Source organism: Pedobacter sp. (assembly GCF_045628745.1).
In the GTDB taxonomy this organism is placed as follows: Bacteria; Bacteroidota; Bacteroidia; order Sphingobacteriales; family Sphingobacteriaceae; genus Pedobacter.
Map to the genome: position 1 here is coordinate 1 of NZ_JAZQPU010000128.1, position 14,376 is coordinate 14,376.

Sequence of the window (14,376 nt, forward strand, 5' to 3'; positions counted from 1 at the left end):
TTAACAGCATATCGGCCAAAGTTTTTGCATCCACCATGGCATTAGTTGTTCCCGCACTGGTAAAAGGAAGGGCCAGGTGAGCAGCATCCCCTATTACCGCCACATTCTGGTGATGAAATCGCGGCAGCAGGTCAAAATCACGCGTATTCCACACATAGGTACGTTCAAAATTATTGCCCTGCAACACCTTTTGCACCACTTCTGGAAAATCATGCAACTGCTGCTGACAGAAAGCACTTAATGCTTCCGGTGTAACGTCTTCAGGCACTGCTAAAGAAGGATCAAATTGCATAAACCACACCAGTTCCTTTGCCGAAGTCGGGATCATGCCAAAGGCCAAACCCTTCTCGCGTTTCTGAAATTTACTGAAGATGCCTGCAAATTCATGAGCCACAGCTGCTTGTTCTGCAATGCCGACCACCTCTTTCACCCTGCCCGGTATAAATTCCACCTCCCCTAAGCTTTGGCTGCGCACTTTAGAAAAACCACCGTCAGCACCAATAAAAACATCACCATATTCCACCTCCCCGTTGGTAAACACCGCAGCTTGTACCTTTTTATCCTCATAAAGGAAGTGCGAAAATTCACGTCCGTCTTTAATCGGTTCCCGCAGCAGGCTATTTAAATATAAAGTCAGGTCCGCTCGTTTTATACATTGCCAGGCACCCAGCTCCAGGTCATGAACCTCCGTGCCATCAGCATTTCTTAAGATAAAGCGCTCTACACTTTTCCCCGGCAAAGGCATTCCACTGCCCTCTCCCAGTTCCTGCAAAATCGATAAGCCATGAGTATGCATTAGAAAAGCATGACCACCGCCTAAAGTACCCGAAGCCCGCTCATTGATAGATACGGCTATATTATATTTTTGGAGGAAAATACCAAGGGATAAACCTGCGATTCCCGCACCAATGATGACTATTTTCATATATTTATTGATTGTTTTTTAAATTGATGAAGCTATCAGCAATGTTTATTGTCTTTATAAATACTTGCTTTGATGGTATCATCAGTTTATATTAAACCCATAGTATTTTTAATCCTGTACAAGCCCTCTTCGAGAATCTCACGCGAAGTAGCAAAACTCAGTCTAATGTGCCCTTCCGCACCATCGCCAAACCATTCTTTCAGTCCCGGAACAATAGCCACTTTACCCTCATTAAAAAGGATGTCCCTAATTTCAGCACTGCTTTTCCCCGTGCCGGTTATGTTGGCAAAAGCTACATAACAGCCCTCAGGCAGGTAACATTGAAAGCCGGGAGTGTCATTAAAAGCAGCAACCGTTAAATCTCTCATCTGCTGCAAATGGCTCACAAAGCCTTTTAGGTAATCATCACACTCATTCAATGCCGTTAATGCAGCTACCTGCGATAAAACATTGGCCCCATGAATGGTCGACTGGTGCAAAGAAGCCTGAAAAAGAAGGTCGTAATGAGCAGCGTTACTGGCCATCACGGCACCAATGCGCAAACCTGCCAGGCCATAAGATTTGCTATAGCCGGTTACTGTAATTGTTTGGTTCCTGATTTCCTCGTTGAGGGAAGCAATGCTGGTAAATACATTCGGCGTATAAATGATGTCGCTCCAGATCTCATCAGACAAAATAATTAAATTGTTTTTGACGGCAATTTCACCAAACTTTAAAAGTTCTTCGCGTGTAAACACTTTTCCTGTTGGGTTCAGTGGGTTACACAAACAGATCATTTTGGTGTTGGTGGTCACCAGAGATTCCAGTCGGTCGAAATCTACTGGCATAGGTCCTGCAGGAATCGGAAAAGTGACAGCCCTGGCACCCACCGTTTCCGTAGAATAGCGGAACAGAAAATCTACCGGATCGAAGATGATGGCTTCATCACCGGGTTTTAAGAAAGTCTTACAAATGAGGTAAATCCCAAAGGCAGCACTGTCGACCGGAAAAAGCCATGCCGGATTTGCAGGCACCTGTCTTTTCTCCTGGAAAAAGCGGGCCACACTCTCTTTAAATTCAGGTAAACCTGCCGGCGGACCATAAGATAAATAGCGGTCTTTGGTAAAGCGGATGATGGCTTCCGCAATTTCAGGTGCTGAAGGGAAATCAGGATCAGCAGCCGTTAAGGGAATCACCCCTTCAGGCACCGTTGCCCAACGCAAGTTGAAGGCTCTTTTCTTTAAAATATCGAGGTTAATGTTAGTCGGGTCAAACATATAATAGATAAATGGCTAATGAATCCTCTTCACCACCTCGGCAGAAAAACGCGCTGCACCGGTATCATTCAGGTGAAAAGAATCATTGTATAAACTGGGGTCAAAATACTCCGTTTTATTGGTGAAATCTAGAAATCTGATAAATTTATATTTTGAGTTAATTAGTTTGCAGAATTTCCTTGTTGCCCCGGGAATATAATGGTTATACATGGGCGACATCACCAGCAAACAATGGATCTTTTGACGTTCCATTTTACCCAAAAATATTTCAAACAGCAGCAGCTTATCCCTTAATACTAAATTTTGATCATCCCTCTCGGTGTGAATAACCTCGTTTCTGGGAATCCTGCCTTCCAGGGAAATGAAACCTGCCTCCTCCTTTTCCCGACCACTATAAGACAAACGACCGACGATGATCGAAGTTAACAGCGAGTTAAAAGGATAAGTTTTAGAGAGCAGCTTTACCTCCTGGTACTTGTCGGCAAAATCAAGGTAGGGCCTGATCTCTTTATTCTGGTAATAGGGCAGCAAAGAAGCCAGGCGTTCCTCCTCATGGAAGCTCAACTCCTTGGGTAAAATATCCATAATCACCAGCTCCGGCCTATGGCGGGCAACAATAGCAGAAACCACAGCGCAGCTATAAAGCAGGCCCTGCCCTTCGCGACCGCAATTGTAAACGGTTTTACCCAATTTTCTGGACATCAGCGGTGCATCATAATGATAATTTGCTCTCGAAGAACCCACAATCACCACCTGTGCGCGGGTGCTGTCAATAGACATATTAGTGCGGTATAAAGTTCCCGCATATTGCTGATGGTAATAATAATTAAATCCGGCACCCAGCAGCTGATCCAGCACAACCAGGCTCAAGCAAAAAATTAAAGAAAACCAGGCAAAATAAAGGAAGTCTTTAGAAAATTTAGTTTTCATGGCTTTTAAAATTGAAAATAGATAAATTGGCTTTCACCAAATACCCCGAACAGCAGGATAAAAAAGACCACGCCTATGTACGATAAGCGCCTTATGATTATATTTTCATTATAGAAAAGACTAAAAGAATTCATCAATTTATACTCTTCAAAGATCTCTATCAGCAGCAGAAGGCCAATAAAGAAGCAACCGTAAAAGAAAGTATGGATCTCGCCAATAAAAACCGGACCGCGGGCAAAGACAATTTTATTTATAATCTCCAGTGCCATGGATAGACTTTCTGCCCTGAAGAAAACCCAGGCCACCAGAATCAGCAAAAAAGTAGCGAGCAGCTCATAAAGAGAGAACAGGGCATGTGTTTTTTTACCTGCCCTGAAATAAGCTTTCCAGGAAGCCGTGTAAGGGTTAAACATTTGGGCAAAAACAAGGTAAAAGCCATTCAGGGCACCCCAGCAGACATAAGTCCAGTTGGCGCCATGCCATAAACCACTGATGGTGAAGGTGAGCATCAAATTCCGGTAATGGAGGCTTTTACCCATCCTGTTTCCCCCCAGCGGGATATACAGGTAATCCCTGAACCAGGTAGACAGCGAGATATGCCACCGCTTCCAGAATTCAGCAATGGATTTAGAAAAATAAGGTCTGTTAAAATTGGTCATCAGCTTAAAACCCATCACGCGGGCTGTGCCAATGGCGATATTCGAATAGCCCGAAAAGTCGCAATAGATCTGGAAAGCAAAAAATAAAGTAGCAATCAGCAGCGTATTGCCATTGTGACTTCCCGCATTCGGGTAAACCGAATTCACGTAAATCGCCAGTCGGTCGGCAATCACTACTTTTTTAAACAAACCCCAGGCAATCATCTTCAGGCCAATGGCGGCGTCATCAAAATTGAACCTGTGTTTCTCACGAAACTGGTGGAGGATGTTCTGGGGGCGCTCAATAGGTCCGGCCACCAGCTGTGGATAAAACATCACGTACAGCGCATAAATGCCGAAATGCCTTTCCGCCTTTTGCTGACCCCGATAAACTTCAATCACATAACTCAAGCTCTGAAAAGTATGGAAAGATAAACCTATGGGCAAAAGAATGGCTAAAGCCTTTACGGGATAGTTGAGGTGGAAGAAAGCTGCAATGGCCGCAAAACTATCGTTAAAAAAGTTAAAGTATTTAAAGACGGCGAGGATTAGACAGGTGACGACGATGCTCAAAATCAACGCCCGTTTTTTCGCCTTCCCGGGGTGGCGTTCCATGTAGAGCGCAGCTCCATAATCTACCACAATGGTGGCCAATAAAATCAGAAGGTACACGGGAATAAAAAAGCAATAAAATACACAACTCGCCAGCAGCAAGTGCATCCAGCGATACCGATGTGGCAACAAAAAATAAATTAACGTAACCACAGGAAAAAAGAGCAGGAATTCAAAAGAATTAAACAGCATAGGCAGTTGCGCGCGTTAAACTTATGCCGATGAAATTAGAGATAAAATAAGTTGCTTTACTACACAATAAATAAGCAATTTTCTACACAGGTTTTATATAGTATTTCTACATTTATTTTGCTCAGAAATTTTTAAATAAACAATACCCAGGTGCTTTAGAATGAAGCACCTACTACAATACTAACAGAGAACGCCAGGATCATAAACCAGCAAGGAACAAAAATTTAATTTTCCTGCAAACACTCTTTCAGCTGGTTTTTGAACTCCAGTTTAAACGTAGACCCCTGGTCAACTTCACTTTCCAGCTCAATGTTGCCACCCATCACTTCCACCTGGCATTTGGTCATGTATAAACCTAAACCCTTGGCATTGGCATGGTTATGAAAAACCTTACCGATTTTAAACACATTATCCTGGTGTTTATCCAGGTCAATCCCCAAACCATTATCACTAAAAGTCAAGAAAGTACTGTCACCTTTTCTCCAGGTTTTCACCTGTACCAGCAGCTGTCTTTTCTGCGAGCGGTATTTCAGGGCATTACTCAAGAGGTTATGAAAAATACTGGCAATATATTTAGGAGGAAAGCAAACCTCAGGGGCAGCAGAGAAGTCCACAATAAATTCCGCATTAGCCTTCATGATCTCCATTTCCATCCCTTGCAGGGTCGTCGTCAGGCATTGCGCAAGGTTCACTAATTCACTTTTAATTTCCAGGTCCTGTTTAATCTGTATGGTTTCCACCAGTTCATTAAAGGTAAACTTCAGGCCCTCAATTACAGGCTTTAACTTGGCAACCATTTCATTTTGCTCGTTGATGTCATCCGCGTCCTCAATCAGTTCCACCAACATAGAAATATTATTCAGCGGACCACGTAAATTATGTGTCACGATGTTACAGAAATCAAAAAGCTGGGTATTCTGGAAAGACAGCCGTTCCACCAAAACATCCTGTTCCATTTCCAGTCGTTTGCGCTCGGTAATATCCACGCCATAACCAATCACAAAGTCTAACTGGTTATTTTCGGTATATACCGGAAAAAACTGCCTGATATAAGTAAAAACCTTCCCCGTAGGATCCACTGCCTGGTCTTCCCAAACCGTGGCCCTATGCGTTACCTTAGCTTTCAAAAACTGTTCACGGCGCAGCAGTGGAATGGTATGGTTACGTTTACGGTAGGCAGCATACTCAAAATCATCCTTGCCAATAATGTATTCCCTCATTTCAGGGTCAGCAATGGCATAAGGATTCAGGTATAAATAGCGATGGTTGGCATCAAATACCGCAATATCCATCGGGATTTTATTTAAAATATTTTCGTAGAAGCGTTTCTGCACAGCCAGTTTTTTAGCCACCTCCTTGCTTTCCGTAATGTCGGCAGCAAAGCAGATGTATAAACATTCACCACCTATCACCACAGAAGACACCCCCAGGCTGATCACGAATTCAGTATGGTCCTTTCTTTTACCTAAGAGTTCATAACTCGTATTTCTTTCCATCACGCGGGTTTGGGCGAACAGCTCACGGCGTTTTTCAAAAAATTCAGCATGAAAACGCGAGGGCACTACCAGGTTATGGATGCGTTTACCACAAGCCTCAGCAGCACTATAACCAAACATCAGTTCCGCTTTAGGGTTCCACTGCGAAACCACGCCATTTTGGTCTGTAATGATCACCGCATCAATGGCACTTTTAAAAACCTGCGAAATCTGGTCCATGGTCCTTTTGGTATGGATGGCCACATCCCTCATTTTAATCACCTGCAGGCGCAGCTTCAGTAAACTCACCGTTTGCATGGCCAGCATTTCTAATGCCGACAGTTGTGCCGCCGTTAAAAGACCAGGTTGATAAGCTGCCACAGCAAGGGTACCCAAAACTATCCCCTCCTCGTTAATCAAAGGCGCTATCGTTAGCGAACGCACATTAGGGTAAGTGCGGCTAAAATGAACCGTTTTACTCAATGGATCCAGTAAAGTATCCGCAATTTGTATCGGTCTGTTGTCCTCCCAATTGTTAAACTGGTAATTCCGGTCCATATTGTCGGCAATTACCATGCCCTTTACCGCCTTAAACCAGGTAGCGTCGATATCCATGAAACCAATGGTGGCAATAGGACGTTCACAAATTTGTGCCGCGAGGGCAACGATATTATCGAACTCTTTCTCAGGCGCTGTATAAAGAATTTCCAGGTGATGAAGCGCTGCAATGCGCCTGGTTGCCCAATCTGTTAAAGGAAATTCAATCATAGGTCTAGAGGTTGCGTTGATTAATGTAAAGTTACGAAATTTAATTAAGCGATTGGGAAATTCTGCTGCAAAAAAATCTCCCAAAAGCTAAAATACTATATGTTTGCGTACACAAACGTGAAAAAAAATTTTATTCTACGGTTACCGATTTCGCTAAATTACGGGGCTGGTCAACATTACAACCACGCAAAACGGCAATATGGTAGGACAATAATTGCAGGGGAATTGTAGCTAAAAGCGGCAAAAAGGCTTCACTGGCATCAGGAATCTCGATACAGTAATCGGCCATTTTCTTCACCTCCACATCACCTTCGGTCACAATGGCAATGACAACACCTTTTCTGGCTTTCACCTCCTGGATGTTGCTGATCACTTTCTCGTAAGAAGAATTGCGGGTGGCAATGACCACTACCGGCATTTCTTCATCAATTAAGGCAATCGGGCCATGTTTCATCTCTGCCGCAGGGTAACCTTCGGCATGGATATAAGAGATCTCTTTTAACTTCAAAGCACCCTCCAAAGCTACCGGAAAACCACTGCCACGACCTAAGAACAAGCAATTCCTTGAATCTTTAAATTTGGCTGCAATTTCCCTGATCAGCGTATCCGATTTCAGGGCCGCTTCAATCTTTTCAGGAATACAATCCATTTCCGTCAACAGTTCCACCAGCTGGCTTTTGGTCATCGTGCCTCGCTGCTGCGCCATGTAAAAGGCCATCTGTGTCAATACGGTTACCTGTGCTGTAAAAGCTTTGGTAGAAGCCACACCAATCTCCGGACCGGCATGCGTATACACACCAGCATGGGTAATTCTTGGAATAGAAGAACCCACCACATTACATATCCCAAAAATGGTAGCCCCTTTTTCTTTGGCCATTTCTATTGCCGCCATCGTATCAGCTGTTTCCCCAGATTGAGAAATAGCAATCACCACATCTTTTTCCGTAATAATCGGGTTGCGATACCTGAATTCAGAAGCATATTCCACCTCCACCGGTATCCTGGCATACTCCTCAATCAAATACTCCCCTACTAAACCGGCATGCCATGAAGTACCACAGGCCACAATAATGATGCGGTCAATATTTTTAAGCTTCTCCGCATATTCTTTAATTCCACCCAATTGCACTTTTCCTTCTTTGGGATGAATCCTTCCACGCATGCAGTCACGAATTGAACGCGGTTGTTCATAAATCTCCTTCAGCATAAAATGGTCATAACCACCTTTTTCCAGCAGCTCCAGTTTCAGTTCCAGCTCCTGCACATAAGGCGTTTGTACCACATTATCCAGGCGTTTAATCATCAGCTCATCACGTTTAAGAAAAGCAATCTCATTATCGTTCATGTAGATCACATTTTTGGTGTACTCTACAATAGGCGTGGCATCAGAAGCAATAAAATACTCACCATCGCCAACACCAATCACCATAGGGCTTCCTTTACGGGCAGCAATTAACTGGTCGGGTTGCTCTTCATCCATCACCACAATGGCATAAGCACCGTTTACTTCATTTAAAGCCAAACGCACAGCCTCCAGCAAATCCACATTTTCTGCCTTATAGACCTCTTCAATCAGGTGAATCAGCACTTCGGTATCCGTGTCACTGTTAAACTCATGACCACGGTTCAGCAATTCCTCTTTTAACACCGCATAATTTTCAATGATGCCATTATGGATGATGCTCAGCTTGCCGTTATCAGAAGTATGAGGATGAGAATTGCGGTCAGAGGGAGCACCATGGGTAGCCCAGCGGGTATGACCCATGCCAATTGTACCAGAAATATTTTTTCCAGCAGCAAAATTCTCCAGCTCAATAACTTTTCCCGCCTTTTTTAAAATATTCAGGTGGCCATCCTGAATCAAAGCAATGCCCGCACTGTCATAGCCGCGGTACTCTAATCTTTTTAAACCTTTTAAAACCAATGGCCAAGCCTGACGGTGACCGATGTAACCTACTATTCCACACATATATTTTGATTGATAAGGATCTTATTAAGGGTGATTGTTGCCATCATGAGCAATAAACATGCCTGATTGAGCAAGATTGACACATGAAGAATTCAAAAGAAATATCATGTGTAAAGCTATTATATATTCTTGAAAAAGGAAATGGAGCAGCGTAAAAAATATTTGCTGTAAAGAGCAGAAATAGAAGCCGCAACAAGAAGAAAAGATGGTTTAGCAGGGGGAATTTAAAGAGCAGGATTGCCTTAGGATGCAGAAACAGTCATTTACAGAAATTGTTTTAACTATTATTTTTTATTTAGTAAAATTTTAGATACGTTTGCTATATGACCAACGCTCCAAATGAATGGCTGCTCACGCCTAAAACTTACAAACAATGTCCTAAGTGTCAGCGATATGACCTCGACACCAGGATCCCCCGAGGTTTGTTCGTAAAAACTTTTCTATTCTGGAAACCTTATAAAAGATACCGCTGTGGTAACTGCAGTGCAAAAGTATATGTATTAGAACAAAAGAAACAGCGTTTAAATTAAAAAAACCTGCTGTTCCGGGGCTCAAACCAGAACAGCAGGTAAATGCTTACAGTACCACTACCTGGCCTGCGTAAAAGCTGTTACTGGCCGCTTTTTTATCCGCTGTATACACATTGAAGTAACAATTCACGGTGTCGCCTACATAAGCTGCCGGCAATTGCAGCGTAAAGGACATTTCGGCCCTGGTGGCCGCAGCTTCCAATACCACAAACTGATTTTTCGAGGCATTATACACCACCAGGTTCACCACATCTGTGGCTTTGCTGTAATTATTTACCGGCGAAACGCCCCATGCATATTCCAGCTTGCCACCTACCAGGCTTCCCACGCTGATGTTAAAAGGCAGGGGCGATTTTCCCTGGCTAAACATCACCTTAGCGGGGTCGATGGTAAAGTCTGGAGACACCCCTGTAATGGCATTTTTAAGGTTATACCGCACCGCCATGTTCATTGCACTTTGCTTAGGCTCATGCTCGCTAAAACCCTGCTGCACCAAAGCCGAGATCCAGCTTAAATACTTAGTCACCATCCCAAACTTCTTCCGCTGATCCAGCTGTTTAACCGTTGCCGGTTTGTTCGACCTGGCGGGGATAGAAGTAATCACATTTTGCCCGTTTACAATGTGGCCAACCAGAGGTCCTGTTTTGTTTCTAAAGCCACCGAAGGCTCCTTTGTCTTGAATTCCCATTTTGTTTAAAATTTAAATTGTTAATTTATTTTGTTAATTATTTAATAAGCTTTTCCCCACCGGTAGTTCAAAACTTATAATTCAAATGTACAATGGCTATTTTAAACTTCTTGTGGCAATTGCGTTAGTTGAATGATATGTAATATTTTTACACACTTTTCCGATAATTTCGGTTTTTGCACCTATTTAGAATATATATAGAAGCAATTGAATAACATAAAAACGAAATAGGTTAATTTTTAAAATGATAAAAACAAATTTATTTAACGTCAGACGAAAAATATTTATTTAAAAAAAGTTGCAAATAAATTTTTTATATCAAATAAAGAGTCTACATTCGTTTAAGTTAGAATTACGGTAGTTAAGGAAAACGAATTTTAATTAACCAAAATAAAAACAGATTATTTCATATTAACTTAAAAAAACATGACTAGAATTTTCATTTACCCAAAGGACATCAGCGAATGGATGGGTTTAACAATCAGAATGGCTCAGTACTTTTACAGTCAGACAAAAGCCGCTTTAAAAAAAGAAAAGCACCAAAGGATCACCAAACGCGAGTTTGCCCTTTACATGTGCATCGATGAGGATGAACTCATCATTACTTAAAAGAGTTTCCGTTTTTATATGTTGGTTCATATAAAAAGGTATTTTCTTTAGGTTTGGTTCTTTTGTTAGGGAGAAAAAGCCCGGGTGTTGGTTCTTATTGGTTGTCCATCACCTGGGTTTTTCTTTTTGCTCCAGTTAGCCATAAAAAAAACCCAGGCAGGAATTTATTTCCTTTAACCCGGGTTTTTCTTTTGCCTAAAAAACAGCTTTAGATCACAGCGCTTTATAATACCATGCAGCAACAGCAATCAACACCAATACCCCCACTAACCACAACCAGGCTACCGCAGGGCTACTTGTTTTTGTTTTCTCTGTGCTGTTCAGCTGCTGACTGTTGTGCTGCTCCAGCTCCGTAGTCCCTACCCCTACCTCTTTTTGTGCGGCAAGATTTTGCTGCTCCATTAAAGAAGCCCTGGAAGCCGTGGTACGCAGCAAAATTACCCCTGGCCTAATTTCCAGCAACACTTCTTCCGCTTCCATATCCGACTGGTGCAGGTGCTGTTCTACCTGGCTTTCCAGCACCAGCTGTTCCGTATCTGCCGCATGTGTATAATTTTCTGTCAGGAGTTGATTTTTTTGGGTCACTAAGTTTACTTTTTTAAAAAGGCCACAGCTTTGAAAAAACAAAGGCACGAGCCAGAGTGCAGGAGCCTTAGTCATGTTGAGGCCTCCATTCTGCAAAACGAGAGAGCGATTTCAGGGGCCGCCATTTGCGATACACCCCATCACCCTCCCTGCTTCCCGCCACATTGGTATTCCCCTCCAGGGTCTGCACCCAGTCGCCACGCAGCTCTTCCACAAAACCACAATGTCCAATGCGTTTGAGTTCGGTAAAATAAACACCAAATACTTGTCCTGCTTCAGGAATTTTCCTTAACCTTGAAGCTGGAAACAAAGCCGGCGACCAGCCCGTTCGGGGTTGTGCATAGCCAGCCTGCTTACACACCCAGGACACAAAGGCCGCACACCAGGGCTGTCCAACTTTTAAACCTACGGCAGCGAGGTAAGCCTTTATCCGCTCCCCATCATTATGACCCGTCGCCTCGCGCACGCCCAGTTCTGCCGCCGCAATGCTGATCAGCTGTGGTGTTTGCTGTTTTAACAAATAGCCATCAGGCACATTGTACTTACTAAAAGCAGTAAAGCAAATGAAGCCCAGTAAAATCCTAGCTGCTGCCATAATTCTAAAGATTTAAATTGTGAAACCATCAAACCAAGAGCAGGCAAGCCCAGGAAAAACCAAAAGCGCTGCAAGAGCCACCAGTTTAAGGCAACTGCCATCAAAAAGACCAGCAAAGCCAAAAGAATCAGCAGCCAGATAGCCGGATCAATACTGGCCGATGTGCGGTCATAGCGGTGAATCCAGTCGGGCAGCAAAAGCCACAGGAACAAAAATACAGCGAAGACAAAATAACCTTCCCGGGGAAAGTTCTTTTCAAAGAAACCTACATTTAACGTCATTTTCATTTTTATTATTAGTTAATGGTTAATTACTTAAAAGCCATACCATAATGGTTTTCAGCATAGCTAATATACTTTCTATTTCAGAATGTTGTCCCGTATTTATCGTTATCTGCGTATTTCGCTACATTTTTCTTTGAGGCGTAGTTTATTTCGCTTATATTTAGCCAGGTTTTCTCGTCAGAAAACAATAAAAGTAAGCAAACAACAATTTGACGCTCATACAACATTATTATTAGCTAATAAGAACGAATGGAATTACCAGAGGTAAAAAACTTAAGCAGCGTGATGAAAATGCCCCTAAATAAGCTTTCCCTTTGGCCTTATAAGCAGATAAACTTAAAAGAAACAAACAACAACAATGAAACCATGTGAAGCAGTATAGCTTCATCAGCGCTTAAAAACACACGATGAATATGAAAAATGTAGGTAAAAACATCAGGAGGTTACGCCAAAAAAAAGGTTGGACCCTGGTACAAATTGCAAACAAAGTACAAGTATCTGTACCGGCGTTCTCTAAAATTGAAACAGGACCAACGGACATTAACATGTCGAGATTGAAACAATTGGCAGAGATTTTTGAGGTATCCATTATGGATATATTATATGATGTAGGCGAAAACCCACAAGAGGGACTGATTCAGGAGACCAATGAATTAAAAAAACAGATTTTAGAGAAGGATGCAACAGTAAATATGCTTCAGAAGAAGCTCATTGACCTGTACGAAGAAGTGAGCAAAAAATCTGCAGCTCAGTAAAACAAATTACCTCTATTCCTGTTGAACAAATTAAGCCCTCCCTGAGGAATTCAGAATCGTTCAACAGGATTTTTTTTGTTGCCATAGTGCTTTCCCCGGGCTAATAAAGGCATAAACAAAGCATTTTAATATTTCTTTTGAATTAAGTTCATAAAATTCAACAATTCCAGCATTTTCCTTTCTTAAGAGGTGAGAAACGCAGCTTTCTTACATTACTCACCCGGTTCACACTTTGGGTACAACTTACAGATTCTTAATAATTTTAAGTTTTAACGTTAATTAATTACTTATTTTTAAAATATGAATTACATAGGGAAAAACATCAGGCGATTACGTCAAAAGAAAGGCTGGAGCCAAAGTCAGGTTGCAGCAGAGCTGAAAATTTCTGTGCCGGCATTTTCGAAGATCGAAACCGGCATTACCGATATCAACATTTCGCGGTTAATGCAAATTGCAACCTTGTTTAATGTTTCTGCTGCTGGGATCCTGTTACAGGAGGAGGGCAGCACAGACCATACTAAGGTAAGCGAGGTGAACGTACTGCGACAGAAGCTGCAGCAGCGGGATGAGGAGTTGAATGCGCTCCAGAAGCGCTTAATTAACATGTATGAAGAAGTAAGGCAAAGGTAACTCCCTGTAGCGGTCACTATAGGGAGGTCCCCGCCTCCCTATTTACCATGGACTGTAGTCATCATTTAAATATTTATTACCATCAGCACCCGGAATCGGCATCCACTTATGCCAAAGGTCAGTCTCATCCTGGGGACCAGGCAGTTGAAATTCAAATTCCTGGCTTGACTGCAGTCCGATGATTGTTACCGGATGTAATTTCACACTGTTCAGCCCATAGGCAGTATATAGGCCACTGCCATAATAATCCAGGGAGCAGCTGGCCAGAAACAGACACTGATCAGGCATCATCTCCAGAAAGCTCCATTCTGTTTTCGGCACCACCACCGATCCCAGGGGAATATTTAATTCCGCATAACCACAATACTGGTATTCATTTCGCTGCAGGTTCAAGGCAGAGATCAACACCCGCAGCACCACCCCGGCAGCCATGTCCGGAAAGACCAGGTCTTCCTTTACCTCAAAAGTAGGCAGGGAAATGGTCACCCCTTTATGGAAACTTTGTGTCATCGTTAATTTCACCCCCAGCATGGAGGCAAATGGCGAATTCATATTGAACTCAAAGCCATTGAGCAGGGCCATGTCGCCATCCTCCAGGTCGCGGAAACCGGGCTGCAAAGCCGTATTCGACCGCACCACATCTCCCACAGCCGTATTGAACCTATTGATCATTTTGGCATCATGTTTTCCATTTAACATGGGAAACAAAACGTACCTCATAATTTTTGCCCTGTTGCTGCCCAGCGAGAAATCAATCTTGCTGGCATTGGTAGCCGCCGTTTGTTTAGTTATTCCTGGTGCAGGTTTAGACTGTATTATTGTTTTTCCTTTAATGTTCCGATAAATTAATTTACCTACACTACCTCTAAAATTTCCTTCTTCGTCGCTTGTTGCCATCTCTTTATGTGATTTATCATTTACTGAAAGTTAAACAT

General features: G+C 42.7%; 14 protein-coding genes. 3 read left to right on the forward strand and 11 right to left on the reverse strand.

Features of this window, described 5'->3' with window-relative positions; genetic code table 11:
• The 7 genes from ACR2F7_RS05350 to ACR2F7_RS05380 all read right to left on the reverse strand — a co-directional run.
• Nucleotides 1–925, reverse strand: a 925-nt coding sequence (locus ACR2F7_RS05350) for an FAD-dependent oxidoreductase (protein WP_432712557.1), incomplete at its 3' end; no start/stop codon positions are given.
• An 86-nt stretch (nucleotides 926–1,011) separates the two neighbouring features.
• The gene (locus ACR2F7_RS05355; RefSeq protein ID WP_432712558.1) at nucleotides 1,012–2,181 is read right to left on the reverse strand and encodes a pyridoxal phosphate-dependent aminotransferase; all 1,170 of its coding nucleotides are present in this window, start codon (nucleotides 2,179–2,181) and stop codon (nucleotides 1,012–1,014) included.
• A gap of 15 nt (nucleotides 2,182–2,196) precedes the next feature.
• Nucleotides 2,197–3,111: a hypothetical protein gene (locus ACR2F7_RS05360; protein WP_432712559.1), complete on the reverse strand. Its 915-nt coding sequence runs from the start codon at nucleotides 3,109–3,111 to the stop codon at nucleotides 2,197–2,199.
• A 5-nt stretch (nucleotides 3,112–3,116) separates the two neighbouring features.
• Nucleotides 3,117–4,553, reverse strand: coding sequence for an MBOAT family O-acyltransferase (locus ACR2F7_RS05365; RefSeq protein WP_432712560.1), 1,437 nt, complete (start codon nucleotides 4,551–4,553; stop codon nucleotides 3,117–3,119).
• A gap of 224 nt (nucleotides 4,554–4,777) precedes the next feature.
• On the reverse strand, nucleotides 4,778–6,796 hold the full coding sequence (locus tag ACR2F7_RS05370) for a PAS domain S-box protein (RefSeq protein ID WP_432712561.1): 2,019 nt from the start codon (nucleotides 6,794–6,796) through the stop codon (nucleotides 4,778–4,780).
• A 130-nt stretch (nucleotides 6,797–6,926) separates the two neighbouring features.
• Nucleotides 6,927–8,765: a glutamine--fructose-6-phosphate transaminase (isomerizing) gene (gene glmS / locus ACR2F7_RS05375; protein WP_432712562.1), complete on the reverse strand. Its 1,839-nt coding sequence runs from the start codon at nucleotides 8,763–8,765 to the stop codon at nucleotides 6,927–6,929.
• 576 nt (nucleotides 8,766–9,341) lie between these two features.
• Nucleotides 9,342–9,983, reverse strand: a complete 642-nt coding sequence (locus tag ACR2F7_RS05380; RefSeq protein WP_432712563.1) for a DUF6266 family protein — start codon at nucleotides 9,981–9,983, stop codon at nucleotides 9,342–9,344.
• 426 nt (nucleotides 9,984–10,409) lie between these two features.
• Between ACR2F7_RS05380 and ACR2F7_RS05385 the strand changes: the two genes are divergently transcribed.
• A complete protein-coding gene (locus ACR2F7_RS05385) occupies nucleotides 10,410–10,592 on the forward strand; it encodes a hypothetical protein (RefSeq protein WP_432712564.1) in 183 nt (60 codons plus the stop codon).
• A 213-nt stretch (nucleotides 10,593–10,805) separates the two neighbouring features.
• On the opposite strand, the gene ACR2F7_RS05390 is transcribed toward ACR2F7_RS05385, so the two are convergent.
• From ACR2F7_RS05390 to ACR2F7_RS05400, 3 genes are all read right to left on the reverse strand, one after another.
• Nucleotides 10,806–11,177, reverse strand: a complete 372-nt coding sequence (locus ACR2F7_RS05390; RefSeq protein WP_432712565.1) for a hypothetical protein — start codon at nucleotides 11,175–11,177, stop codon at nucleotides 10,806–10,808.
• A gap of 67 nt (nucleotides 11,178–11,244) precedes the next feature.
• On the reverse strand, nucleotides 11,245–11,772 hold the full coding sequence (locus ACR2F7_RS05395; protein WP_432712566.1) for a CHAP domain-containing protein: 528 nt from the start codon (nucleotides 11,770–11,772) through the stop codon (nucleotides 11,245–11,247).
• Nucleotides 11,691–12,059, reverse strand: a complete 369-nt coding sequence (locus ACR2F7_RS05400; RefSeq protein ID WP_432712567.1) for a hypothetical protein — start codon at nucleotides 12,057–12,059, stop codon at nucleotides 11,691–11,693. The genes ACR2F7_RS05395 and ACR2F7_RS05400 overlap by 82 nt, the downstream gene beginning before the upstream one ends.
• Before the next feature lie 404 nt (nucleotides 12,060–12,463).
• Here ACR2F7_RS05400 and ACR2F7_RS05405 point away from each other — a divergent pair, with 404 nt between their 5' ends.
• Both ACR2F7_RS05405 and ACR2F7_RS05410 read left to right on the forward strand, forming a co-directional pair.
• Nucleotides 12,464–12,811, forward strand: coding sequence for a helix-turn-helix domain-containing protein (locus ACR2F7_RS05405; RefSeq protein ID WP_432712568.1), 348 nt, complete (start codon nucleotides 12,464–12,466; stop codon nucleotides 12,809–12,811).
• A gap of 300 nt (nucleotides 12,812–13,111) precedes the next feature.
• The gene (locus ACR2F7_RS05410) at nucleotides 13,112–13,441 is read left to right on the forward strand and encodes a helix-turn-helix domain-containing protein (protein WP_432712569.1); all 330 of its coding nucleotides are present in this window, start codon (nucleotides 13,112–13,114) and stop codon (nucleotides 13,439–13,441) included.
• Between the two features lie 42 nt (nucleotides 13,442–13,483).
• On the opposite strand, the gene ACR2F7_RS05415 is transcribed toward ACR2F7_RS05410, so the two are convergent.
• Nucleotides 13,484–14,338, reverse strand: a complete 855-nt coding sequence (locus ACR2F7_RS05415; RefSeq protein ID WP_432712570.1) for a hypothetical protein — start codon at nucleotides 14,336–14,338, stop codon at nucleotides 13,484–13,486.
• Between the last annotated feature and the right edge of the window lie 38 nt (nucleotides 14,339–14,376).